This window comes from Streptomyces inhibens (assembly GCF_022221585.1).
Classification (GTDB): Bacteria; Actinomycetota; Actinomycetes; order Streptomycetales; family Streptomycetaceae; genus Streptomyces; species Streptomyces inhibens.
In genome coordinates this window covers 1452740-1475439 of sequence record NZ_CP084681.1, presented here as the reverse complement: position 1 = coordinate 1475439, position 22700 = coordinate 1452740, and the positions used below count along the sequence as shown (strand labels likewise).

Here is a 22700-nt window from a genome sequence, read left to right as displayed (position 1 = left end):
TACCGCCCGGATTACTCGCCCGCGCGACCTGCGCAGTCAGAGACGGGATCTGCTCACCGGAACGGGGACGGAGGGACAACGGACACCTCGGCAACTACATCGATCTACAGAACAGCCCCGAGCATGCCCGTTGATCATGCTGCCGCATGGAGAAACCCCAAGATCCCCGAGAGAGTCAAGCTAGATGACCTGGAAGTTCGCCATCATGGCCATGTCTTCGTGTTCGAGGTTGTGGCAGTGCAGCATGTATCGCCCTCGGTAGCCGTCGAAGCGGGCGAGAACGTCGACGACCTCATAGGGCCGTACGTCGACGGTGTCCTTCCATCCGGCATCGGTCGCGGCCGGGCGACGACCGTTCCTGGAGAGCACCTGGAAGTGCGCGAGGTGGACGTGGACCGGGTGGTGGAAGTCGCTGCTGAAGCGCCATCGTTCCACGGTGCCGAGGCGGGGTGTGGCCAGCAGTGTGGCGGTGTCGAAGGGGTGTCCGTTGACGGTCCACACCTGCTGTTCGTCCGCTCCCTCCGCGCGACGGAAGTCGAACCTGCGCACCGCCACCGCCTCGCGCGGTGTCAGGGCGTCGAGTGCGGACAGGCGGCGAGGGATCGCGCTGTCGTCCTTGACCCGGCGGGTGATGTGGAAGCGCATCACCTGGCGCATGCCGTTCTGGCCGAGGGTGTTGATCAGGGTGACGTGGCTGCCGACCGGGTAGGCGGAGAAGTCGACGATGACGTCGAAGCGTTCGGCCGGGGCCATGGTGAGGGTGGTCAGTTGTTGCGGGGCGGCCAGCAGGCCGCCGTCGCTGCCGATGTGGGTGAACGGGGTGCCGCTGCGGGGTGCCGGTTCCAGGGCCAGGCGGTAGCGGCGGGCGTTGGAGGCGTTCAGCAGGCGGAGACGGTAGCGGGTGTTGGAGACTTCGAGCCGGGGCCAGGGGGCGCCGTTGACGAGTTGGACGTCGCCGAGGACGCCGCCCATGTAGGCGTCGTGGACGCCGGGTGTGCCGGTGCAGGAGGGGTCCAGGGCGGGGTAGCGGAATGCGCCGTCGGCGTCGAACGCACGGTCGCAGAGCATCAGTGGAATGTCCCGCTCGCTGCGGGGCAGCGGCAGCGCGTCCTCCTCGTCGTCGTGGACGAGGAAGAAACCGGCCAGTCCGCGCCAGACCTGCGGGGCGCTGAAGTCCATGCGGTGGTCGTGGTACCAGAGCGTGGTGGCACGCTGGTTCAATGGGTACTCATATGTCCGGTAGCTCTCCCGTACGTTCCAGTCGGCCGGTGCGATGTGCATGGCGTGCCCGGCCCGCTGGGAGTCGAGGACGCCCTTGCGGAGTGCCGGGTTGCAGCCTGCGGGCAGGAGCAGGTCGGTCGGGTAGCCGTCGGACTGAGGCGGGGTGACGCCGCCGTGGAGGTGGGTCACTGTCGGTACGGGCAGCTTGTTGTGGACCCGCACCTGGGCAGGGCGGCCGGAACGGGTGACAAATGTGGGGCCGGGGAAGAGGCCGTCGTAGCCCCAGACGGTGGTTTTGAGGCCGGGCAGGATCTCGATGGCTGCCTCGCGCTGGACGACCTCGTAGGTGTCCCGGCCGCCGTCGGTGCTGGTCGGCCGGGCGACGGGAGGTATGGGCAGCGGCACCTTGAAGGGGGGCGGGAGCTTCGTGGTGCTGGCGAGGACGCGGCCGGTGGTCTGGCCGGCCAGATGTGCGTACCCGGTGGCGCCGAGGGTCATGGCCGTTCCGGCACCGGCGAGCAGGCCCAGCACGGTCCGGCGGGAGAACCGGGAAGTCATTGCAGCTCCTGCGCGGAGTCGGTGAGGGGGCGGAAGGTGAACGCCCAGCAGGTCAGTGCGGCGGCGATCCCGAAGACGGCCATGCCGAGCGGGATGTGTCCGGCGAGGATCCGGGCGTGGCCCAACGCTTGCTGTCCGGCGACCAGGGCGAGCAGCAGCGCTGTTACCGCGACCGGCCAGCGCGGACCCCGGGTGCGGAGCCGGATCAGCATGGCGGCGGCGATCTGCAGGGCTGCGAGCGCCGACAAGACCTGGGCGTTCGCATCGTGCCACCGCAGCAGGTCCACATCGCCGGTGACGAACAGTCCGGCCAGTGCGGCCTGGGCCAGGGTGTCGAGGAGAAAGAGGCAGGCAAGTGCCCGCATCACGGTGATGAGCCAGCGGCTCACCGTCGAGCGTGCCGGCCGCGTCCCGGGCGCCGGTACGACAACGCCGCTCAGGCCGCTCACGCGCCGGCCTCCTGCAGGCTGCCCTCGTATGCCTGATGGCCGTCCTCGATGCCGAGGAAGATGTCCTTGACCGTCAGATAGCCCTGGCCGACGAGCGGGGAGTCACGAAGCTCCTCCACCAGGAAGTAGTACGCCTGCAGGTCCTCGGTCTCCACCAGGGCGAAGTCCGTGAAGCGCGTCTGGAATGCCTCGGCGTCGAAGAACCGCATCCGCACCCGGTCCGCGTACTTCGCGACGAGCGGGCCGATATGGGCCTCCTTGAGACGCTGCCGCTCCGCACGGGGCAACGCCAGCCACGCCGGCGAGAACGAGTAGCCAAGGATGATCACGTACGGCATGCGGTCCCCCTCCATTGCCCCAGCCGGAGAGTTCCGGCTGGGACAAAATGGTTAACGCTGTTTACTGAGTGACACGTAAGATACAGCTAACACCGTTTACTGAGTCAAGTGCGGCCCTGGTCACGGCCGGGCCGGGACGCGAGAGCAGGAGCAGCCGCGATGGCCGACAAGCCGCCCACCCGACGCGCTCAACAGCGCAAGCAGACCGAGGCGGACATCCTTCGCACGGCCCGGCGACTGCTCGCCGAGGCGGGCCCCACGGCGCTGACCCTGCGGGCCATCGCCCGTGAACTCAACATGACCGCACCGGGCATCTACCGCTACTTCCCCGACCACTACGCCCTGGTCCAGGCGGTCATCGCCGACCTCTACCTGGACCTGGCGTCCACGCTGGAAGCGGCGCGCGACGAACGCCCGGAGGCCGCGACTGCCCAGAGACTGGCCGCCGCTGCCCGTCAGCTCCGGCGCTGGGCGCTCTCGCACCGCCGAGAGTTCAGCCTGCTGTTCGGCAAGCCCATCGCGGACTCCGGCACGGCCCCTGACGACCCCTCGCATGACGCGAGTTGGCGCTTCGGCCAGGTCTTCCTCGTCCTCATGACGCAGCTGTGGCGCGAGGGAACGATCCCACTACCTGCCGGCGGCCTGGCCGAGCCGGCCTGGCTGGAGCAGTTGGAGGAGCTGCGTGAGCACCTGACCGAGGACGTACCGCTACCGGTCCTGCATGTCTTCGTCCAGGCATGGGTGCGGCTGTACGGGGTGGTCTCCATGGAGGTGTTCGGCCACCTGGACTTCGCACTGGCCGACCCCGAGCCGCTCTTCGAGCAGACCCTGCACGAGGTCCTGGCCATGTTCGGCGCCCACCCATGAAATGACGCTGACGCACGGTCAGCCGTCGCTACGCAAAGTGGGATGAATTCGGCCAACGGCGGCCGTGACGGAGCCCCGGCACGACCGTCGTCCTGTACGCCACCGCCCCCACGATGGCCTTGGTGGAGCTGGCACGCATCGCGGCGGTCAAGGTCGGCTCCCCACGGGAGGTGTGGCGCGTCCACCGGAACCAAACCGGCATCAGTCGACGGGAGTTCGATGAGTACATGAGCGGCGCCGCCCAGGCCAGCGGGCTCACGCTTGAAGAACCCCAGCCCTTCGAGGAACCGGTGCCGCTCAGCGCTCTGCGTGCCGCCGGGACCTTTCACCCGCCGCAGAGCTACCGGTATCTCAACGGTGAGGCGCTGAGGCAGATGGCGGAAGCCTCGTCGGCCGCGGGCACGGTTCTGCGCGGAATCCTGGGGGACCCCGTACCGGCGTAGGTACCGGGGAACCGCCCGGCGCCCTGCTCGGTTCGACCGGCTGAAAGACGCGGTGCGCGGCATCAGCGACAAGAGGCTCAGCGACCGGCTGCGTGAACTCGTCGATGCTGGGCGCTCAGTCGGAGAAGTCCTGGGTGAGCCAGACGGTGCCGTTGGGATTCCGGTGGACGGCGATGCCGACGTGGGTGAACGTGCTGCTGAGGATGTTCTGGCGGTGACCGTCGTTGGGTGGTTTCTCGTTCAGCATGTCCTGGGTGAGGCTGACGGCAGCCTTCGCGATCTGCTGGGCGTCCGGTCCTGCCGATGCCTGCCCGATGTTTTCTCCTGCGGCGCCCCACTTGGCGCCCGCAGCTGTCTCGCGGTCTCCCAGCGGGGCTTCGCCCGGGCACTGGTGGGACAGGCCGCACCCGTTGTCCATCGCCGTGTTGTGCGCCGTCGCGCTGCGGGTGAGGCCGGTGGTGAGGGTGTAGGCCGGCAGTCCATGGGCGGCTCGTGCCTGGTTGATCAAGGCCAGGACCTGCTCGACCGCGTCGGCGGCCGGCTTGGCGGCCGGGGTGCTTGAGGGGGTGGGCGTCCGGCGGGTCGGGGACGGTGCGGCCGTGCGTGGCGCGACGGTCGGTTTCCGGCTGGGCGAGACCACCGGCCGGTGGGTGGCCGAGGGGGAAGGGGTATGGGGTGGTGGGTTGGATATCGGCGCCGCCTCCACCTGGACCGGCTGGACTGCGGCGGCCTTGGCGTCGGTCTTCCGGGTACTGCCCGGTGAGCCGAAGGATACGGATATCACGGTTGCCGCGGCCGTCACCGCGGCGCTTCCGGCGAGTAGGTGCGTACCTCGCGGCCGGACCCGTGGACGGCGGTGGCCGCCGAACCGCTTGCCGCCCTGACCGGTCAGCCGATGCGCCGCATGCCGTCCCGCCGTCGGGGTCATGGTGCCGGCGTGTCCGCCATGTGCACCGGTCGGCTGGGCCGCCGGCCCGAACGCCGCCGCACTGTGGCCTGCCTGAGCCGCCGACCAGGCGACAGCGGCACTCGGCGGTACCAGGGCGATGCCGACGAGGAGGCTTTGCGCGGGTATCAGGCCGCTGCGCCGCCCCGAGCAGGCCCTGCAGTCACGGACGTGCCGGGAAATGCGCTTGCGCCACAGTGCGGAGGGAACACCGTTCCACTGGGTAACGACGGGCTCCAGCCGCGGGCAACGAGACGTCGCCGACAGCGCGCGCACCACCAACCGGGAGGTTTCCAGCTGCGTCTTCATCCGCTGCACCCGTACCGCGATGAACCGTGCGGGCAGCTTCAAGGCGGAGGCCACCTCGGAGCGGGTCAACTCGCCCGCGGTTTCCAGCCACCACAAGGACAACAAGGCGCGATCGTCCTCGTCCAGCCAGCGGGTTGCCTCGGCGACCTCTTGGCGCTGACCGGAAAGGCCCAGCCGAATGATGGTCAGATCGACGAAGTCCGCACCGGGATCGGCTAGGTCGGCCACCTCGTCCACCCCGGTATCGGCGGCCGACACCTGTTTACTGCGCCAGTGGCGGCGTATCTCGTTCATCGTCACCGACACCAGCCACGAGCGGAACCGATGCGGTTTGCGCAGGCCGACCAGTCCGTCCAAGACGCGGAGCATGGTCTCCTGCACCACGTCGTCGACGTCCGCATGACCGTGGAGCGCGCGTCCGACGATGTTGTAGACCAGCGGCAGACAGCCGACCGCTAGCTCGTCCTGCGCTTGCTGGTCCCCTGCCTGCGCGGCCGCGATGACCGCGGCTTCACGTTCCGGCGTCATGTCCGTCCTCGCTCTCTGTCGCAATCGTTTCTGCATGCCTTCGATACCTGGGAGACCCTGGCGGGGCGGGCCGGATAACAGAAACCCAGGAATTTTTTTCCGGAACTCTCCGGGCCCCTCGACAACTCCCGTCATTCCGGCACATCAGATGCAGATCGGCGCCGATGTACGGACATTTAGGTTGTCCGTCGGGTATTGCCCGTGTCATCGGAGATGGCGGCGCCGGGCAATGGAGTTCACAGTGCGGCGAGTTCGTGGACGGAACAATCCCGTGCCCTCACAGCCCCTGGTGTGGGGTGCCGGCGTGGCCTGCCGCGCTCCGTCGCGCGCACCGGAGCCTGCGGCGACACCTGCTGCGACCTGTGCTGTTGCGGACCTGCCCAGGGCGCATCCAGTGGAGTGGAACGGCGTCGGCACGGTTCCGTACGGCCGTGGCACCGCGCGCCGCGCAGGGTCCGTTATGACCTCTCCCTCGACAACGAGTTTGTGATTGCTGCCACTTGGGACTTGCTTCGGGACGCGTGGCTCCGCTAATTTCTGCTGCCCATTGGACATGCCTTCGAAAGCGTCCAGTTCATGAGAGCTGGGGCAGCCCTCAATTCATTGAGCGGTGCCCCACATTTCTCTCCCATTTTCCGGGTCCATGCGCGAACCGTTCGCCTCGTCGAACGGCCGGATCGCGTACGGCGGGCCCCAAGACACCCACGCACGCCGGGACATCCATCCCGGCTGTCTCACCCAGGGCTCAGAAGTGCTGCCTCGCGGCGGCCAGTCAGAGCCCTGACAGTCCCAGGAGGACATCCATGCGTCGTGCTTCCCACAAGTGGAAGACCATCAGCGGCAAGTCGCGCACCGGCATCGCACTCGCCACAGCGGGAGCCCTGGGGGCCGTGACCGTCGGGGTCTCCTCGGCGAGCACCGACGTACCCCATCGCGACCCAGTCCCCGTCCAGGCACCGCAGGCCGGTCACGGCAACCTGCCGCATGGTCTCGGCGCCCTGCCGTCCCGGTCGCAGTGGCGCGATTCCGTGCTGCGCCAGTCGGTTGAGTCGAGGCTGGTGGCCGCCGCCCCCCGTGTGGCAGGCGCAGGCACATCGCAGGAGAAGGTCGGCGCAACCCCTCCCGCCAGCGTCGATCTGACCAAGTACGCCCCCACGCCCGGCCAGCAGGGCCAGGTCGGCTCCTGTGCCGCGTGGGCCATCGACTACACGGCCTACACCATCCTGGAGAGGGAGCAGAAGATCTCCGCCTACCCCCGGGCGCCCATGTACACCTACGCCCAGATCTCCAAGGGGCACGACGGGGGCAGCTCGCCGCAGCAGCACTTCAAGATAGCCATGTCGCAGGGCATCGACTCCAGGCCCCACTACTGGCAGGGGGACTTCGACTACACCACCCAGCCGACCGCGAGCGAGATACGCAACGCTGCGCACTGGAAGCTGTCCGGCTACACCCCGCTGCACACCGGCGCTCAGATCAAGGACGAAGTGAAATCCGCGCTGGCCAAGGGTGAGCCGGTCGTCATCTCGATGCGCGTGTACAACAGCTTCTTCTACCTCAACTTCCAAAAGGCCGCCTCCTACACGTACTACCCGGCCTCCGGTGAGCAGTACGCGGGCGGTCACGGGGTCACCATCGTCGGCTACAACAGCAAGGGCGTGCGGGTCGAGAACTCCTGGGGGCCCAACTGGGGCGACCACGGCTTCGTCAACCTGTCCTGGAAGTACCTGGCCAGCAACCAGCTGATGGAGGCCAACGCCGTCGGCAAGCTCGTCCACAAGCCGTAACACCCCCAACAGGGCCGACGAGCCCTGAGCGGCCGTGCCGTTCGGACCGACCTGCCAGGGTCGCGCCGAACGGCACAGCCCCGCTGGGACTCAGAACGGGTAGTCGGCGTGCCGGGTGGCAACGGTCAGCCAGCGGGTGTGGGAGAACGCCTCGATGCCCCAGCGGTCGTCGCCCCCCCGTAGCCGGAGGACTTCGTGCCGCCGAATGGTGCCTGCGGTTCGCTAACCCTGCCAGTTCCGCCGTTTCAGCCGTGCCGCCCGACGTGATGACCCGCCAGGACTCGATCGTCGTCCTGATCCGTCACCGCGTTCATCAGTGTCCCCCTTGATCGAGGGGTCTCCTGATGGATTCAGGATGCTCCTGAGGTGGTCCGGGTGCCGGCTGCGAGGGGTGCGTCAGTGAGGTAGGGAAGCGAGATGCGGATCTTCAGGCCGCCGCCGGGATTCGGGTGGGCGGTTACTGAACCGCTGTGTGCCTGCGTGATGGAGGAGACGATGGACAGGCCGAGTCCAGCGCCTTGGGCGGAGCCGGTGCGGGCGGTGCCGAGTCTGTGGAACGGCTCGAACAGATCGGGCAGCGCCTGTGGGGGTACGTGGGGGCCGGTGTTTCGGATGATCAGTCCGGCGGTGGCGGAGAGGTGGATGTCGACGCTGCGGCCGCGGTGATTGTGGCGGATCGCGTTCTGTACCAGGTTCGCTATGAGGTGGGTGAGCAGCACAGGGTCGCCGAGGACAGTGACCGGGTGCAGGTCGGTGTTGATCGTGACGTCGGCGGCCTGCGCGGTGGATGCATACAGGTCGGCCGCCTCGGCGGCCTTGTTCTCCAGTGCGACCGGTACACGCTCCAGTGGTCCCCGGTCGCTCTGCGCGAGGAGCAGCAACCCGTCGATGAGCCGTTCGGCGCGGCGGTTGGCATCGAGGAGTTGTTCCCGGACCGTCGCCAGCTTCTGGGGAGAGGCAGCGGCGTCGGCCAGGGCGATCTGGATGGCGGCGCGCTGGATGGTCAGTGGTGTGCGCAGTTCGTGGGAGGCGTTGGCGATAAAGCGTCGTTGGCTGTCGAAGGCGCTCCCCAACCGCGCGAAGAGGTCGTCGAAGGTGTCTGCCAGTTCCTTGAATTCGTCGCGGGGGCCGGCCAGGGCGATCCGTTCGTGCAGGTTCTGCCAGGACAGCCGTCGGGCGGTGGTGGTGATGCGGTGCACTGGGCGCAGGACGTGGCCGGCCATCCACCAGCCCGAGGAGCACAGCGAGCAGGGCCAGGAGGGCGAGGGCGATCGCGGAGACCGTGAGGAGGTGGTTCAGCATGGCGGCCTTGGCCTGCGCGGCGATGTGCTCGAGCTCGGCGTCGGGAGGCGGGGGAACGGCTCCGGCGGGGCCGGGGAACTGGTCCGGCGTGGTCGGGCCGGCCGCGGCGCCGCCGACTTCTGTGCCGCCGGAAACTGTCACCGGGATGCCGTCGAGGAAGAGGTAGACGACGGTGAGCAGCAGTGTTCCGGACAGGAGGAACAACGCGCCGTACAGGGCCGTCAGCCGGACCCGTACGGTCGGTGCGAGCCGGTGGCGGGTGGTGCTGGTCTTGTGGTGCGGTCTGGCAGGGTGCATCGGTTCCGCCTTCTAGATCCGGTAGCCCACGCCAGGCAGGGCCTCGATCACCGGGGGGTCCCCGAGTTTGGCGCGGAGCCTGGAGATGGTGACGCGGACCGCGTTGGTGAACGGGTCGGCGTTCTCGTCCCAGGCGCGCCACAGCAGTTCCTCGGCGCTGACCGTCGCGCCGCGGGCGCGCATGAGGACGTCCAGGACGGCGAACTCCTTGCGGGACAGTTGCAGGTAGCGGCCGTGCCCGTGAGCCTGGCGGTGCGCGGTGTCGAGGACGATGCCGTCTCGTTCCAGTACCGGGGGCAGCGCGGGCTGGGTGCGGCGGCCGAGCGCTTGGACGCGGGCGACCAGTTCCTCGTATTCGAACGGTTTGGGCAGGTAGTCGTCGGCGCCCAGGCGCAGCCCCGTCACCCGGCGCTGGCTCAGGTCCGCCGAGACCTGCGCGGGAGTCCGTCAGGTGGTCGCGGCGTGATCAGCTCCGGTTTCGGGTAATCACGGTGTTGCCGGTGCGCCGCCCCGTATGGCGGACAGCACTCCTCTGGGGTGGCGCACCGGCACTTTTGATCCGGTGTCCGGGGCGAGCACAGGCGCGTCCCAGGATCAGAGCCCGGCTTCGTCGAGCGCCGTCATGAGAGTGCCCAGCTCTCCGGCGTAGACGATCACAAGACCCGGCGCGAGATCGTCCGATGCCTCAAACGCTACGTTGCCCGAGAGGTCTTCAGCCTGGTCAAGCCCTCACCATCATGACCTCCGCCATAGGGGGCAGCTGTGATGCCGTGCGAGCTCGCAACGGAAGTGCCGCATTCAACAGGCCGCCATTGAGCCCCGAGTCCAGCGTCCATGTTGGCTACACCCGCTCGTATTCGACGTCGGCGTTTGTAACGCTTGCGGCAAGTTGGCGAAGGGCGTCGCGTTCGCGAGGGTCAGCAGTCAGAGGCCGACGCCAGTTTTCTGTCAGAAGCCGTTGCCGTACCGAGGAGTTCGGCTGGCGGTCGAACGTGAGAACCCGGCCGGTTGATCTTGGCCGGGCCCACGACAGCTCCTGGCTGTCTCATCACGGAAAGCCCGTCACGCTCACCGCCGACGTGTTCCCTCCCCGCCGCCCCCGCGCTCATGCCCGGAGAAGCCCGCATTCGTGCCCGGAGCGGAACCGCCAGTATGCTTCCGGCACCCCTCTCGCCATGATCACGTCAGACCGGAGTTCATCATGCCCATAACTCGGTTGTCCGCAGCAGCTTCGATCCTGGCCGCCAGCGCGCTGCTCGTCGGCTGCTCGGCCTCGGCCCACGTGGAAAAGGCCGAGCCGAAGCTGCCTGCGGACAAGCTGGCCACCACGGTCGCCGAAAAGCTCGCCGCCGCAACGGGCCGGCAAAAGCCCCACATCACATGCCCCGAGGGCCTCGCTGGCAAGGTCGGCACCACCACCCGCTGCAAGCTCTCGGCGGACGACGGCAGCACTTTGGGTGTGTCGGTCACGGTGACCTCGGTCGATGGATCCAAGATCAACTTCAACGTCAAGGCCGACGCCACGGCTTCCCCGGCGCAGTAACGCGAACTGACTGCTGATCAGAGATGGTCATGGTCGATCAGACCCCTGGCACGTACAAGCCGATCGGCAAGGTGATGGGGAAGCGGCGGGGCCTGGCCCAGGCGGTCGCGACGCTCAAGCAGGTCATCTGCGGGAAGGTCTGAGAAGCCGCCTCTCAACCGATCTTGGAATGTGTAAGTCGAACGAATTTCCAAGTCGGGTGATCTGCCGGCCCTACGCGCATGAAGGCAGGGCCTCCTGGTAGCTCGGGGGTGCGACCCCAGTGCAGGAATCAAACCCGTGCCCCGATCCTGGTGACCGGCGACCGTGCGCCCGATCTCGTCGCCGATCATGAACCTGTGCCGTGCCCATCCCCTTCACGGGGGCAGCGCGGTTCTCATGATCACGATGCCCCGCGTCCGCGTTGCCGATACAAGGCGGCTGAGAGCGGGACGGACAGCGGCGTGACCTCGTTCCCTTAGGCAAGCTCGGGGTAGCCGCAGGGTCGGCTCCTGGATTACGCCTTCTTCAGGAAGGCGGTCTTGAGGACCAGGCCCTTGACCTTCTTCGTGTTGCATTCGACCTCGTCGGGGCGGCCGGTCAGACGGATGCCCTTCACCAGCGTTCCGCGCTTGAGGGTCTCTGAGGTGCCCTTCACCTTCAGGTCCTTGATCAGGGTTACGGAATCGCCGTCCGCCAGCACGTTGCCGTTGCTGTCTTTCGCGTCACTCATCGTGCTTCCTTGCTCTCTTGATTCATGCGTGGCGGCTGCCAGGTCTGGTCCGCTCCGGCCACGACCGAGCGGCGCCCTATTGACTCCGGGGTCGGCACAGCTTCTGAGCGTCGTCCCTCCCCGGGCTTGCCAGAGTAGCGGGTTAGTGAATTGCGAATTTATGCAATTGGCTACATGCTGTACCTGTCGTGCCCGTAGGTAGCCGCGGGCACGACACTCAGCTGTGCCTCGCCGGGCGGGGCGGTGAGATATGAGGGTCGAGGGTGTTCGTGCCGGTTCCGCTGTACCAGGCCAAGGCCGAGTTCTTCCGGATGCTGGGGCATCCGGTCCGCATCCGTGCGCTGGAGCTGCTGCAGGACGGGCCGATGCCGGTGCGGGAGCTGCTGGCGGCGATCGAGGTGGAGCCGGCTGCGCTGTCGCAGCAGCTGGCGGTGCTGCGCCGCTCGGGCATTGTGACCTCGGCCCGTGAGGGCTCGACCGTCGTGTACGAGCTGGCGGGCGGGGATGTGGCCGACCTGATGCGGGCTGCGCGGCGGATCTTGACGGAGATGCTGGCCGGGCGGAACCAGTTGCTGGCCGAGCTGCGGGAAGCCGGGGTCGACGCGAAGTGAGCACCGTGCTCGGCCGGGCGTGGGCCCCGGTCCGCTCCCTCCTGCCCACCCGCGGCGATCTGACGGCTATGGGCCGCAATCCGCGCCGGGATCTGCTGGCCGGGCTGACCGTGGCGATCGTGGCGCTGCCGCTCGCGCTGGGTTTCGGGGTCTCCTCAGGGCTGGGTGCGGAGGCGGGGCTGGCGACAGCGGTGGTCGCGGGCGCGCTGGCGGCGGTGTTCGGCGGCTCGAATCTGCAGGTGTCTGGTCCGACCGGCGCCATGACCGTCGTCCTCGTCCCGATCGTGGCCCGGTATGGGCCGGGCGGGGTGCTCACCGTCGGGCTGATCGCCGGCCTGATGCTGATCGCGCTCGCCGTGGCACGCGCCGGCCGGTACATGCAGTACGTGCCCGCACCGGTGGTGGAGGGCTTCACCCTCGGCATCGCGTGCGTAATCGGCCTGCAGCAGGTACCGAACGCGCTGGGTGTGGCCAAGCCGGAGGGAGACAAGGTCCTCGTCGTGACGTGGCGCGCGGCCGAGGAGTTCGTACGGCAGCCCAACTGGACGGCCCTCGGCCTGGCGCTCGCCGTCGCCGCCGTCATGCTCATCGGCGCACGGTGGCGCCCCGCAATCCCGTTCTCGATCGTCGCGGTGATCGCCGCCACGCTCGTCGCCCAGGTCTTCCACCTGGACGCCGTCAAGCCGATCGGTGACCTTCCGGCCGGGTTGCCCGCGCCGTCGCTGTGCTTCCTGGATCTCTCCGCGCTCGGCTCCCTACTCGCGCCCGCGGTCGCCGTGGCCGCGCTCGCCGCGCTGGAGTCGCTGTTGTCGGCCTCGGTCGCGGACGGTATGACGGTGGGGCAACGGCACGATTCGGACAAGGAGTTGTTCGGGCAGGGGATCGCCAACCTGGCCGCGCCGCTGTTCGGCGGTGTCCCGGCGACCGGTGCCATCGCCCGTACCGCCGTCAACGTCCGTACCGGCGCGAGTTCCCGGCTCGCCTCGCTCACCCACGCTGCCGTGCTCGCCGTGATCGTGTTCGCCGCCGCGCCGCTGGTCTCCCGCATTCCCCTCGCGGCGCTCGCGGGCGTACTCCTGGCGACCGCGATCCGCATGGTCGAGGTCGGCTCGCTACGGGCCATGGCCAAAGCGACGCGCTCCGATGCCGTCGTCCTGGTCCTGACCGCGGTGGCGACGCTGGCCCTGGACCTGGTGTACGCGGTGATCATCGGCCTGCTGGTGGCCGGGGCGCTGGCGTTGCGGGCGGTCGCCAAACAGGCGCGCATGGAACAGGTGCCCTTCAGGCCGCACCTGCCCGGCGAGGACAGCGAGGAGGAGCACGCACTGCTCGCCGAGCACATCGTCGCGTACCGGATCGACGGCCCACTGTTCTTTGCGGGCGCCCACCGCTTCCTGCTGGAGCTCACAGAGGTCGCCGACGTACGGGTGGTGATCCTGCGCATGTCGCGGGTGACGACCATCGACGCCACCGGGGCGCTGGTCCTCAAGGACGCGGTGCAGAAGCTGAACCGGCGCGGCATCGCCGTACTGACCTCCGGGATACGGCCCGGCCAGCGCCAAGTCCTCGACTCCGTAGGCACGTTGGAGCTGCTCCGGTACGAGGGGCGGGAGTACGCCACCACTCCCGAGGCCATCCAGGGCGCGCGGACTCACCTCCAGTGTGCCGGCGTCCTCCCCATCCCTGCCCAGAAGACCGCACCCAGCCTTGTGATCACCGAGGAGTCCCCCCGATGACCACCACCCCGCGCATGATCGATGTATCCGGAGAGGAGGCCCTGTACCTCCTCGAAGGCGCCTCCCAGGGACGGCTGATGTACGACCAGAGGGCCGTGACCGCCGTACGCCCCGCCTCCCATGTCCTGGAGTACGGGCGACTGATCGTCCGTGCACCGGCCCCCACCGCCGCCCTGTTCGGGCGGGTCACGGTGACCTACCATGCCGACCAGATCCACCCCGTGACCGGGAGCGGCTGGGCGGTGACCGCCTCCGGCCTGGCCGAGGTCATCACCAACGAGGACGAGGCCGCCCACTACCGGCGCACCCTGCCCGGCTGGACGCATGGCCCGCACGACTCCCTGCTGCGCATCCACCCGCAGACCGTCAACGGCTACCGCTTCGCCCGCGCCGCAGGTACCCCGGACGCGGCGTCCGGCGCGGGGAGGCCCCGGTCCCGGTGACCCTGCCTGTCGCTCTGCCGCACCGTCATGTGCTGACCTGCCCTGCCGTGCCGAGCTCGGTTCGACTCGCTCGCCGGGAAGCCGAGACGACCTACGCCTCCTGGGGCATCAATCCCGGCCACCCGGCGCTCGGGCCTTCCCTGTTGGTGCTCAGCGAGCTGGTCACCAACAGCGTCCGCCACGCCGGCACCGTCTCGCCCCACCTCAGTGTCGTCTTCGCCGCGGGGGCGGACGTACTGGCCTTCGCTGTCCACGACCGCCATCCTGCCCCGCTCGACCCGCTGAGCTTTCTCCAAAGTCCGGGAGGGCTGGCCACCGTCGCCGAAGTGATCACTGATTGGGGCGGCACCTGGACGGTACGGCCGGATGCCGACGGCGGCGGCAAGAGCGTGTGGATCACTCTGCCCTTGTGACCTCGACCTCCACCGTGGCTCCTACGATCCCCGGCCCCGCGCCGAGGAAGGTGCGCAACATCATGACCATTCAGTGGCGCTGCACTGCCCGCGACCGTGTCTGTGTCCTGTCGCTGGCCGGATACCTCGGCCCGGAGGAGGCCGACCGCTTGGGCGGCGCTGTCGGCTGGGCACTGGCCCGGGGCAGGGGGCCGGTTGTCCTCGACCTCACCGCCTTGGACGGCTGGTCTGCGGCCGGGCGGCTGGCGATCGCCGAAGCCGCCCGGCAACTGGCTGCACAGGGACGGTCACTGGAGCTGGCGGCGATTCCCGCTGACGGTTCCCTCGTCCCGGACGGGATGTGCCCGCCCATCCCCGTACACCACGACCTGGACGCGGCCCTGGCCACGCACAACGCGTCGGCCGACGGGCCGGGCGCGCGGCGGGAATGGCGCACCGTGAATTGGCCTGGTGACACTCAGCCGGTCTTGTCCTGACCGGTGGCCCACGGAGCCGCGGCGCGGGAACCGAGCCGGTGCATGACCCGGTCGCGCAGCAGCTCGTACTCCGCGCGGTAGCGGGCCGGCGGCCCCGCCGGGCGCGGCACCACGCGGCCGGGAGAGACGGTCTCCTCCGGGCCGAACTGCTCGCGGGTCAGATCCAGTTCGGCCCCCGTGGAGAGGCGGTTCCACCAGTGGTAGCCGCGCGGCTGCCCGTACGCAAACGCATCGCCCAGCACCAGGTCACCGCCGAGCAGATCGTGCACGACCAGGGCCGTTATCCCGCACTGGCCGCGGGCGGGGTTGCCGGGATGCCAGAGCGGGCGGTCATCGGGGGAGCAGGTGTCAGCGGCCCAGCTCGCATGGAAGGCGCGGTCGAGATCGATCAGGTTCCAAGGCGTCATGCCGTACAGCGTGGCGGTCGGCACTGACAACGACGTGGCAGGAGAGCGGTTCTCAGCGCAGTGCCGTATGCGGAGGCGGAGCCCGGCAACGGCGGAACGAGCGCCGCTGCCGGGCGTGTCCTTCTCCCCTCCGCACAGGGGAGAAGGCTTCAGCCCTGGGAGGCGAGGGCGTCCAGGGCGGTGTCGAGGTCGGGGTAGACGCTCAGGGGGACGAGTCGGTTGGCGGTGATGACCAGAGTAGGGAGGTCCCCTACGCCGCACAGGGCCAGTGGCTGCTCGGCGCTGCCGAGGCGCCGGGCAGTGTCCACGATGGCGGCCTCACCGTCGTCGCTCCAGCTGACCAGCCCGGTCACGTCCAGGAGGATGGGGCCCGTGGCGCGGGGCCGGACCCAGTCGATGGCGCCGACGAAGCGGGCGGTGGTCTCGCCGCCGAGGTGACCGGTCAGGGTCAGGACGGTCACGTCGCGGTGGGTGGCGTACTGCCAGTCGAGGCTCATCTCCGGGCCTGCCCGGTCGCAGCAGTGGGCGGCTCGAATCGCGCCGGCTCGAGGGCGTGATCCGGTGTGGAGGCCAGCTGGACCAGGCGGTCGTGGCCGCAGCCGGGGCAGCAGCCCTGCTGCGCGAGAGCGGTGGGCAGGTAGACCAGGCCACAGGCCGGAATGGGGCACTTGAGCAGCGCGGTGCCCGCGCCACGCAGGGGGATGATCCGCACGAGTCTCCCTTCATCGACCTCACTAATTGCTAATGTTAGCAATTGGCTAGGTCGTCACTCTGGATGACCTGGGCGAGGATGGCCGCATGGCAGACAGGACGGAATGGTTGCGATGCGCGGGAAAACGGTCACTGTGGCCGTCGAGAGCTGGGAGCGGCAGGAGGACGGTCCGGTGACCGCGCCGCTGTACCAACTGAAGGCGGAGTTCTTCAAGACGCTGGGGCATCCGGTGCGGATCCGGGTGCTGGAGCTGCTGAGTGAGCGGGAGTACGCGGTGGCCGAGATGCTGCCGGAGGTGGGGATCGAGCCGGCGCATCTGTCCCAGCAGCTCGCTGTATTGCGGCGCGCGAATCTGGTCGTTACCCGCAGGGAGGGTTCGACCGTTTATTACTCGTTGACCAGTCCTGAGGTGGCCGAGTTGCTGATAGTGGCGCGGAGGATCCTGACGGGGGTGCTGTCCGGGCAGGCCGAGCTGCTGGCGGACCTGCGGGCCGCAGCGCCGGAGGAGAAGCCGCCGGGCACCGCGCTGTCGTAGGCCCTTGTACGGCGGCCGTCTCCCGGCGACGACCTGCGCTCTGGCTGACGGCGAGAGGCGGCCGCTTCCCGCATCGTGAGGCACCGAGTTCGCTGACGAGTAGGAGCCTGTGATGAGTCTGCTGCGCAAGATCCGTGACACCGGGCGGGTGGCGGAGGAGGCTCCGCCACGGCCGCAGGGCGAGCCTCCCGCCATCGCACGGGAGCTGGGCGGCTCGGTCCAGGTGCGGTGTGTGGACGCGGGCTCGTGCAACGGGTGCGAGATCGAGATCGCGGCAGCGTTCGGGCCGGTGTACGACGCCGAGCGGTACGGGGCACGTATGGTCGCCTCCCCGCGGCATGCGGATGTGGCGCTGGTGACCGGTCCGGTGACACGGAACATGGCCGAGCCGCTGCGCCGTACGGTCGCCGCGATGCCCGAGCCGAGGGCGGTGGTCGCCGTCGGGGACTGCGCCGTCAACTGCGGTGAGTTCGCCGGGGCGTACGGGGTCGAAGGTGCGGTCGGTGATGTGGTGCCGGTGGACCTGGAGGTACGCGGGTGTCCGCCGCGACCGGAGGAGATCGTGGCGGCGCTGCGTACGTTGACCGGCCGGTGAGCGTGATCGGGCCCGCCCTGGGCGCGGCGGCGGGGCTGGCCGGAGCAGGCGCGGCGGCCGGGCCGCTGACGTCCGGGCGGGGCCGGGCGACGGCGGCCGGCGCGGGTACCGCTGGTGCCGGTATCGCCGGACTCGTCGCGGGTGTGGCCGCGTTGGGCGGGGCCCGGTGGTCGATGGAACTGCCCGGTCTGCTGCCGCTGGCCGGGGTGCACCTGGCCGTGGACGCGCTGTCGGGGCTGTTCATGGCGGTAGCGGGCGCGGTGGTCGCGGCGGTCGCCGTGTACGGAATCGGGTACGCGAGAGGGCATACGGGGCACGGCGGGCACGGTGCGGGCTCGTGCGGGGCACAGACCGTTCTGCCGTTGTTCGCACTGACGTTGGTGCTGGTGCCGGCGGCGGCTTCGGTGTCCACGTTCCTGGTGCTGTGGGAGCTGATGGCGCTCACCTCGCTGCTGCTGGTCCTGGCCGAGCACCGGGAGCGATCCTCGGTGCGGGAGGCCGGAGTCTGGTACGCGGTCATGACCCACCTGGGGTTCATCCTGCTGCTCATCGGCCTGGTGTGGCTGGCCGCGAGCGCCGGCGGCGAGGACTTCGCCGCGCTGCGGGAGGGGGCGCACGACGTATCGGCGCCGGTGCGCGGGGCGGTGTTCGTGCTGCTGGCGGCGGGGTTCACCTCCAAGGCGGGGGCGGTCCCGCTGCACGCCTGGCTGCCGCGGGCGCACCCCGAAGCCCCCAGCCATGTCTCGGCGTTGATGAGCGCGGCGATGGTGAATCTCGGGATCTACGGGATCGTCCGGGTGGGCTTCGATCTGCTGGGCGGCGGGCCGCTGTGGTGGTGGCTGGGTCTGATCGCGGTCGGCGCGCTGTCGGCCGTGTACGGGATTCTGCAGGCGGCGATGGCCTCGGACCTCAAGCGGCTACTGGCGTACTCGACGAGCGAGAACATGGGCCTGGTGCTGATCGGGGTAGGGGCCGCAGGGCTGTTCGCCGCTTCCGGCAATGCCGCATTGGCCGCGCTGGCGTTGGCGGCCGCATTACTTCATGTGGCTAACCACTCCGCGTTCAAGGCGCTGTTGTTCTGTGCGGCGGGCTCGGTCCTGCGGGCCACGGGGCTTCGGGACCTGGACCGGCTCGGGGGCCTGCGGGCGCGGATGCCGGCCACGGCAGCGCTCTTCGCGCTGGCCGCGCTGGGGGCGGTGGCGCTGCCACCAGGGAATGGATTCATCAGCGAGTGGCTGCTGCTGCAGTCCCTGATCCACGGGCTGGTGGTGCCGGGAGTGGCCCCGGCGATCGTGCTGCCGCTGGGGGGCGCGGTGATCGCGCTGTCGGCGGGGCTGGCGGCGGCGGTGTTCGTCAAGGCGATGGGGGTGGGGTTCTTCGCCCGGCCGCGCAGTGAGCAGGCCGCCAACGCGAAGGAGAGCCCACCCAGCATGCTGGCCGGGATGGGGCTGCTCGCGGCGGCGTGTGCCGGACTGGCCCTGGTACCAGGAGTGTTGGGGAGCGGGCTGGATCGCGCGGTGGCAGCGGCGGGCCTCGCGGGCCGGGGCGCCGTGTCCGGTGGCGGAACGCAGCTGCGGCTGGAGGCGGTCTCCGCGTCGCTGTCGCCCCTGTGGGTGGTCCTCGCGCTGACGGTGGCCCTGGCGGTGGCGGCCGGCCTGCCCCGTCTGATCGATCGTAGGCGACGCCGTACGAAGGACCGGTTGTGGGACTGCGGGGGCGGCGCCCCGACACCTCGCATGGCGTACACCGCGACCTCGTTCGCCGAGCCGTTGCAGCGGGTCTTCGATGACGTACTGGCCCCGGAGCAGGACGTGAACGTCACCCCGGTGCGGGAGTCCGCGTACCTGGTGGAGCGGGTGCGCTACCAGCGGCGGGTCCCCGACCGCCTCGAACATCGCTTGTACGAGCCGGTGTTGGCTGGGCTCTCCCGCGTCGGGCAGGAGGCCCGGAGGCTGGCGAGCGGCAGTGTGCACCTGTATCTCGGCTATGGCTTCTTCGCGCTGGTGGCGCTGTTCGTGGCGCTGGTGGTGGGCTGGTGAGCGGATGGGGAGTGGCGGCGGTGGCCGCCCAGGTCGTGGTGGTCGTCGGCGGTGCGCCGCTGCTGACCGGGCTGATGCGGCAGGTGCGGGCGCGTATGGAGGGCCGGGCTGGGGCTGGGGCCGCCCAGCCGTGGCGGGACGTCCGCAAGCTGCTGCGCAAGGAGCCCATTACCCCGGTCGGGACCGGGCCCGCGTTCCGTACGGCGCCCGCGCTGCTGGTCGCCACCACGGGCGTGGTCGCCGCGCTGCTGCCGCTGCTGTCCACCAACACTCCGGTCAGCGCCGGCTCGGATCTGATCGTGGTCGTGGCGCTGCTGGCACTGGGCACGGTGGCCCTGGCGCTGGCAGGGCTGGATACCGGGACGGCATTTGGCGGCATGGGGGCCTCGCGCGAGATGACGGTGGCCGCCCTGGTGGAGCCCACCATTCTGCTGTCGGTGTTCGCCTTGTCGATACCGGCCGGGTCGACGAATCTGGCCACGATCGTCTCCGGAGCTGTCCACCACCCCGCCCGGCTTGCCTCACCCGCTGGGCTGTTGGCGACCGCCGCGCTGGCGGTGGCGGTGCTGGCGGAGACCGGACGGATTCCGGTGGACAACCCGTCCACGCACCTGGAGCTGACCATGGTCCACGAGGCGATGGTGCTGGAGTACGCAGGTCCCGACCTCGCGCTGGTGGAGCTGGGCTCGCAGATGCGGCTGACGGTTCTGCTGGGGCTGCTGGCTTCGCTGTTCGCGCCGTGGGGTGTCGCCACCGATGCTTCGTGGGTGGCTTTGGTGGTGGCGCTGGTGCTGTTCGCCGTCAAGGTCGCGGTGCTGGGGGCGGTGCTGGCGGTGGCCGAGGTGTTCTGGGCCAAATTGCGGCTGTTCCGTGTGCCCGAGCTGCTGGCGGGGTCCTTTCTGCTGGCGCTGCTCGCGGTGACCTCCTCGTACTTCCTGAGCGGAGAGTGAGCGCAGTGCGGATGGTGCGATTTTGGTGAGCGAGAGTACGTACACCCAATTGCTGGACCTGGCCTGCGGGGCGTTCCTGCTCGCAGCGGTGGTGGTGCTGTGGCGGCGCGAAGTGGCCGCGATCGTGAGGATCTTCGCCTTCCAGGGATTCGCGCTGGCTGCGCTGCCACTGCTGCTTGGGCTGCACGAGGAGCGCTGGGACCTGTTCGCCGTGGCATTCGGCCTCGGGGTGCTGCGGGCGGGGGTGCTGCCGTATCTGATGCGCCGCGCCCTGACCGCAGTCGCGACGCCTGCCGGCGCCGAGCAGGCCGAGGAACATCACTACGAGGAGGATGTCAGCGAGGCCCGCGAGACCCAGCCACTGGTCAATGTCGCCGCGTCCCTGCTCACCGCGGCCGTGCTGACCCTGCTGGCCTATGCCGTGGCCCGGCCGCTGGTCGCCCTGGATCCCACGCCCGCCACCCGGGCGCTGCCGGTCGGGCTGGCTGTGGTGCTCATCGGCTTCTTCGTCCTGGCCACCCGGCGCCGGGCGCTGGCCCAGGTGGTCGGCTTCCTGCTGCTGGACAACGGCATCACCGCCACCGCCTTCCTGGCGGCCTCCGGCGTGCCGCTGATCGTCGAACTGAGCGTCTCCTTCGACGTATTGCTCGCCGTCCTGGTCCTGCAGGTCCTCACCACCCGCATGCGGGCCGCCTTCGGCACCACCGACATCGACGACCTGCGGGAGCTGCACGACTGATGCCGAGTCCTCTGGGAGGAGCCGCCCCGCTGGGCGGAGTCGCCGCCGTCCTCGTCCTGTGCGCACCCGTCGCCGTCCCGGCCGCGGTCTGTGCGGCCCATGCGGCCCCCGGCCTGGGCGCCCTGGTCAAACGCGGGGGAACGGTTCCCCCTCGCGAGTTGGACGGAGCGCCGGCGGACGCCGCGCACGGCCGTGCCCGCAGAGCCGTCGCCGACTGGGCAGGGCTGCTCTCCCCGGCCGCGATCCTGGGCTGCGGGGCCGTCCTGTCCGCCACCGTTCCCGCCCACGGAGCGGTCACCGCCCTGGGAAGCCAGTTGCGCGCCGATGCCCTCACCGCCTGGATGCTCCTGGTCGTCGGCGCCGTCGCCCTCCTGGCCTGCGCCGCAAGCACCACCTACCTGGCGCACGAACGCGCCACCGGGCATGCCACCGACCACACCGCACGCCGCTACCACCTCCTCGTCCACGCCTTCCTCGGCGCCATGAGCCTGGCCGTGCTGGCCGCCAACCTCGGCGTGCTGTGGGCCGCCATCGAGGCCACCACCATCGTTACGGCCTTCCTGGTCGGACACCGCCGCACCCGCGCATCCGTGGAAGCGGCCTGGAAGTACGTGGTGGTCTGCTCGGCCGGTATCGCCCTGGCCTTCCTGGGCATCGTCCTGATCTATTACGCCGCGCGTGCCGCGGGCATCCCTGAGGCGAGCGCCCTGGACTGGCCCACCCTGGTCGCCCACGCCGACAGCCTGGACCCCGCGGTCATGCGCCTGGGCACCGCCCTGCTCGTCCTCGGGTTCGGGGCGAAGGCGGGCCTGGTCCCGCTGCACGCATGGCTGCCCGACGCCCACAGCCAGGCCCCCGCCCCCGTCTCCGCCCTGATGTCCGGGGTGCTGCTGTCCGTCGCCTTCACGGCGATCCTGCGTGGCAAGGTCATCGCGGACGCGGCGCTTGGGCCCGGATTCGCCCAGACCCTGCTGGCCGGCGCCGCCCTGCTCACCCTCGCCCTGGCCGCCGCCCTGTTGCTTCGCCAGGGCGACTACAAGCGCATGCTGGCGTATTCCAGCATGGAGCACATGAGCCTGATCGCGCTGGGCGCCGCCATCGGCACCCCGCTCGCAATCGCCGCCACCTTGCTGCACATCGCCGGCCACGGCCTAGCCAAGACCGTCGCCTTCTGCGCCTCGGGCGACATCCTGCACCTCTACCGCACCACCCGGATCGGGCGCGTCCACAGCCTCCTCGCCCGCGCACCCGCCCTCGGCGCCAACTTAGGCCTGGCCGTCGTGGCGCTGCTCGGCTTTCCACCGTTCAGCCTCTTCGCCTCCGAACTGGGCATCGCCCGCGCCGGATTCGCGGCAGGCTTCGGCTGGCCCACCGCGCTGGCACTGCTACTGGCCCTGACCGCGTTCGCCGCCCTCGCCGTCCGTACGGCCCACATGCTGCTCGGCCGCGCCGCAGTCGGCAGGAAGCCGCTTCCCTCCGAGGGCGCTCGTGTCGCCGGCCCTGCCGGGGCGGACGCCGCCAGGGCCGGAGCGCCTGACGGGGTCCCGGTTCCGGACGCCGGACAGGCCCACGCGACCCCCGAACCGGCCCCCGTATCAACCGACGCCGCACCCGTGCGGCTGGGCACCGGCCTCGGCCTGCCACTCGCTCTGGGCCTGCTCGCCTGCGCTGCGCTTGGCATCGCCACCGGACCGCTGACCGATCTGCTCTCCACCGCCGCCGCGATCACCGGAAGGCACTGAAA

25 protein-coding genes and 1 pseudogene are annotated in these 22700 nt (G+C 69.8%); 16 read left to right on the top strand and 10 right to left on the bottom strand.

The features are described from left to right. Window positions 1–180: 180 nt before the first annotated feature. The 3 genes from KI385_RS06940 to KI385_RS06930 are packed head-to-tail and all read right to left on the bottom strand — an operon-like array spanning window position 181 to window position 2566. Complete coding sequence (locus KI385_RS06940) at window positions 181–1779, bottom strand: multicopper oxidase family protein (RefSeq protein WP_238571335.1); 1599 nt, start codon at window positions 1777–1779, stop codon at window positions 181–183. Continuing rightward, a complete protein-coding gene (locus KI385_RS06935) occupies window positions 1776–2228 on the bottom strand; it encodes a hypothetical protein (protein ID WP_238571334.1) in 453 nt (150 codons plus the stop codon). Before KI385_RS06935 ends, KI385_RS06940 begins: the two co-directional genes overlap by 4 nt. Beyond that, window positions 2225–2566 (bottom strand): darcynin family protein, encoded by a 342-nt coding sequence (locus KI385_RS06930; protein ID WP_238571333.1) that lies wholly within the window; start codon window positions 2564–2566, stop codon window positions 2225–2227. Before KI385_RS06930 ends, KI385_RS06935 begins: the two co-directional genes overlap by 4 nt. Before the next feature lie 159 nt (window positions 2567–2725). Between KI385_RS06930 and KI385_RS06925 the strand changes: the two genes are divergently transcribed. Both KI385_RS06925 and KI385_RS06920 read left to right on the top strand, forming a co-directional pair. Beyond that, entirely contained in the window at window positions 2726–3433 is a 708-nt protein-coding gene (locus KI385_RS06925) for a TetR/AcrR family transcriptional regulator (protein WP_238571332.1), read from the top strand. Between the two features lie 122 nt (window positions 3434–3555). Beyond that, complete coding sequence (locus KI385_RS06920; RefSeq protein ID WP_238571331.1) at window positions 3556–3876, top strand: hypothetical protein; 321 nt, start codon at window positions 3556–3558, stop codon at window positions 3874–3876. Window positions 3877–3991: 115 nt separating this feature from the next. Here KI385_RS06920 and KI385_RS06915 read toward each other — a convergent pair whose 3' ends face one another. Then, the gene (locus KI385_RS06915) at window positions 3992–5659 is read right to left on the bottom strand and encodes a sigma-70 family RNA polymerase sigma factor (protein ID WP_238571330.1); all 1668 of its coding nucleotides are present in this window, start codon (window positions 5657–5659) and stop codon (window positions 3992–3994) included. A gap of 803 nt (window positions 5660–6462) precedes the next feature. Here KI385_RS06915 and KI385_RS06910 point away from each other — a divergent pair. Beyond that, window positions 6463–7446, top strand: coding sequence for a C1 family peptidase (locus KI385_RS06910; RefSeq protein ID WP_238571329.1), 984 nt, complete (start codon window positions 6463–6465; stop codon window positions 7444–7446). Between the two features lie 350 nt (window positions 7447–7796). Here the strand turns inward: KI385_RS06910 and KI385_RS06905 are convergent, their stop codons facing one another. Then, window positions 7797–8669, bottom strand: coding sequence for a HAMP domain-containing sensor histidine kinase (locus KI385_RS06905; RefSeq protein ID WP_238571327.1), 873 nt, complete (start codon window positions 8667–8669; stop codon window positions 7797–7799). Window positions 8670–9057: 388 nt separating this feature from the next. Then, window positions 9058–9474: pseudogene (locus tag KI385_RS06900) on the bottom strand (response regulator transcription factor); the annotation flags it as partial. A gap of 772 nt (window positions 9475–10246) precedes the next feature. Here KI385_RS06900 and KI385_RS06895 point away from each other — a divergent pair. Together KI385_RS06895 and KI385_RS06890 are read left to right on the top strand one after the other, a co-directional pair. Beyond that, window positions 10247–10588 carry a DUF4333 domain-containing protein gene (locus tag KI385_RS06895; protein WP_238571326.1) on the top strand — a complete coding sequence of 114 codons (342 nt, stop codon included), beginning with the start codon at window positions 10247–10249 and terminating at the stop codon, window positions 10586–10588. 29 nt (window positions 10589–10617) lie between these two features. Beyond that, window positions 10618–10731 (top strand): RtcB family protein, encoded by a 114-nt coding sequence (locus tag KI385_RS06890; RefSeq protein WP_238571325.1) that lies wholly within the window; start codon window positions 10618–10620, stop codon window positions 10729–10731. Between the two features lie 353 nt (window positions 10732–11084). Here the strand turns inward: KI385_RS06890 and KI385_RS06885 are convergent, their stop codons facing one another. Next, on the bottom strand, window positions 11085–11300 hold the full coding sequence (locus KI385_RS06885) for an alkylphosphonate utilization protein (protein WP_281066802.1): 216 nt from the start codon (window positions 11298–11300) through the stop codon (window positions 11085–11087). A 269-nt stretch (window positions 11301–11569) separates the two neighbouring features. On the opposite strand from KI385_RS06885, the gene KI385_RS06880 reads away from it, so the two are divergent. The 5 genes from KI385_RS06880 to KI385_RS06860 all read left to right on the top strand — a co-directional run bounded on the left by KI385_RS06880 (window position 11570) and on the right by KI385_RS06860 (window position 14979). Further along, on the top strand, window positions 11570–11911 hold the full coding sequence (locus tag KI385_RS06880; RefSeq protein WP_238571324.1) for an ArsR/SmtB family transcription factor: 342 nt from the start codon (window positions 11570–11572) through the stop codon (window positions 11909–11911). Further along, window positions 11908–13647 (top strand): SulP family inorganic anion transporter, encoded by a 1740-nt coding sequence (locus tag KI385_RS06875; RefSeq protein ID WP_238571323.1) that lies wholly within the window; start codon window positions 11908–11910, stop codon window positions 13645–13647. The genes KI385_RS06880 and KI385_RS06875 overlap by 4 nt, the downstream gene beginning before the upstream one ends. Beyond that, a complete protein-coding gene (locus KI385_RS06870) occupies window positions 13644–14090 on the top strand; it encodes a pyridoxamine 5'-phosphate oxidase family protein (protein WP_238571322.1) in 447 nt (148 codons plus the stop codon). The genes KI385_RS06875 and KI385_RS06870 overlap by 4 nt, the downstream gene beginning before the upstream one ends. Then, window positions 14087–14503, top strand: coding sequence for an ATP-binding protein (locus tag KI385_RS06865; RefSeq protein ID WP_238571321.1), 417 nt, complete (start codon window positions 14087–14089; stop codon window positions 14501–14503). The genes KI385_RS06870 and KI385_RS06865 overlap by 4 nt, the downstream gene beginning before the upstream one ends. Before the next feature lie 62 nt (window positions 14504–14565). Next, window positions 14566–14979, top strand: a complete 414-nt coding sequence (locus KI385_RS06860; RefSeq protein ID WP_238571320.1) for an STAS domain-containing protein — start codon at window positions 14566–14568, stop codon at window positions 14977–14979. Here the strand turns inward: KI385_RS06860 and KI385_RS06855 are convergent. The 3 genes from KI385_RS06855 to KI385_RS06845 form a co-directional block, all read right to left on the bottom strand. Continuing rightward, entirely contained in the window at window positions 14961–15386 is a 426-nt protein-coding gene (locus KI385_RS06855) for a YunG family protein (RefSeq protein ID WP_238571319.1), read from the bottom strand. The two genes, KI385_RS06860 and KI385_RS06855, sit on opposite strands and share 19 nt — an antisense overlap. A 149-nt stretch (window positions 15387–15535) precedes the next feature. After that, window positions 15536–15883 (bottom strand): STAS domain-containing protein, encoded by a 348-nt coding sequence (locus KI385_RS06850; protein WP_238571317.1) that lies wholly within the window; start codon window positions 15881–15883, stop codon window positions 15536–15538. Then, a complete protein-coding gene (locus KI385_RS06845; RefSeq protein ID WP_238571316.1) occupies window positions 15880–16098 on the bottom strand; it encodes a hypothetical protein in 219 nt (72 codons plus the stop codon). The genes KI385_RS06850 and KI385_RS06845 overlap by 4 nt, the downstream gene beginning before the upstream one ends. A 172-nt stretch (window positions 16099–16270) precedes the next feature. On the opposite strand from KI385_RS06845, the gene KI385_RS06840 reads away from it, so the two are divergent. The 6 genes from KI385_RS06840 (at window position 16271) to KI385_RS06815 (ending at window position 22698) form a co-directional block, all read left to right on the top strand. Continuing rightward, window positions 16271–16633 (top strand): ArsR/SmtB family transcription factor, encoded by a 363-nt coding sequence (locus KI385_RS06840; protein ID WP_238577592.1) that lies wholly within the window; start codon window positions 16271–16273, stop codon window positions 16631–16633. A gap of 112 nt (window positions 16634–16745) precedes the next feature. Next, window positions 16746–17228, top strand: a complete 483-nt coding sequence (locus KI385_RS06835) for an NADH-quinone oxidoreductase subunit B family protein (RefSeq protein ID WP_238571315.1) — start codon at window positions 16746–16748, stop codon at window positions 17226–17228. Continuing rightward, complete coding sequence (locus KI385_RS06830) at window positions 17225–19267, top strand: proton-conducting transporter transmembrane domain-containing protein (RefSeq protein ID WP_238571314.1); 2043 nt, start codon at window positions 17225–17227, stop codon at window positions 19265–19267. Before KI385_RS06835 ends, KI385_RS06830 begins: the two co-directional genes overlap by 4 nt. After that, a complete protein-coding gene (locus KI385_RS06825) occupies window positions 19264–20217 on the top strand; it encodes a respiratory chain complex I subunit 1 family protein (RefSeq protein WP_238571313.1) in 954 nt (317 codons plus the stop codon). The genes KI385_RS06830 and KI385_RS06825 overlap by 4 nt, the downstream gene beginning before the upstream one ends. Window positions 20218–20242: 25 nt before the next feature. After that, window positions 20243–20956, top strand: coding sequence for a hypothetical protein (locus KI385_RS06820; protein ID WP_238571312.1), 714 nt, complete (start codon window positions 20243–20245; stop codon window positions 20954–20956). After that, window positions 20956–22698, top strand: a complete 1743-nt coding sequence (locus tag KI385_RS06815; protein WP_238571311.1) for a proton-conducting transporter transmembrane domain-containing protein — start codon at window positions 20956–20958, stop codon at window positions 22696–22698. The genes KI385_RS06820 and KI385_RS06815 overlap by 1 nt, the downstream gene beginning before the upstream one ends. Window positions 22699–22700 lie beyond the last annotated feature (2 nt).

Coding starts and splice junctions, on each gene's coding strand:
- KI385_RS06815 (WP_238571311.1), top strand. CDS start 20,956: ATGCCGAGTCCTCTGGGAGGAGCCGCCCCGCTGGGCGGAGTCGCCGCC.
- KI385_RS06870 (WP_238571322.1), top strand. CDS start 13,644: ATGACCACCACCCCGCGCATGATCGATGTATCCGGAGAGGAGGCCCTG.
- KI385_RS06855 (WP_238571319.1), bottom strand. CDS start 15,386: ATGACGCCTTGGAACCTGATCGATCTCGACCGCGCCTTCCATGCGAGC.
- KI385_RS06925 (WP_238571332.1), top strand. CDS start 2,726: ATGGCCGACAAGCCGCCCACCCGACGCGCTCAACAGCGCAAGCAGACC.
- KI385_RS06860 (WP_238571320.1), top strand. CDS start 14,566: ATGACCATTCAGTGGCGCTGCACTGCCCGCGACCGTGTCTGTGTCCTG.
- KI385_RS06835 (WP_238571315.1), top strand. CDS start 16,746: ATGAGTCTGCTGCGCAAGATCCGTGACACCGGGCGGGTGGCGGAGGAG.
- KI385_RS06850 (WP_238571317.1), bottom strand. CDS start 15,883: ATGAGCCTCGACTGGCAGTACGCCACCCACCGCGACGTGACCGTCCTG.
- KI385_RS06890 (WP_238571325.1), top strand. CDS start 10,618: ATGGTCGATCAGACCCCTGGCACGTACAAGCCGATCGGCAAGGTGATG.
- KI385_RS06915 (WP_238571330.1), bottom strand. CDS start 5,659: ATGACGCCGGAACGTGAAGCCGCGGTCATCGCGGCCGCGCAGGCAGGG.
- KI385_RS06940 (WP_238571335.1), bottom strand. CDS start 1,779: ATGACTTCCCGGTTCTCCCGCCGGACCGTGCTGGGCCTGCTCGCCGGT.
- KI385_RS06895 (WP_238571326.1), top strand. CDS start 10,247: ATGCCCATAACTCGGTTGTCCGCAGCAGCTTCGATCCTGGCCGCCAGC.
- KI385_RS06905 (WP_238571327.1), bottom strand. CDS start 8,669: ATGGCCGGCCACGTCCTGCGCCCAGTGCACCGCATCACCACCACCGCC.
- KI385_RS06885 (WP_281066802.1), bottom strand. CDS start 11,300: ATGAGTGACGCGAAAGACAGCAACGGCAACGTGCTGGCGGACGGCGAT.
- KI385_RS06910 (WP_238571329.1), top strand. CDS start 6,463: ATGCGTCGTGCTTCCCACAAGTGGAAGACCATCAGCGGCAAGTCGCGC.
- KI385_RS06930 (WP_238571333.1), bottom strand. CDS start 2,566: ATGCCGTACGTGATCATCCTTGGCTACTCGTTCTCGCCGGCGTGGCTG.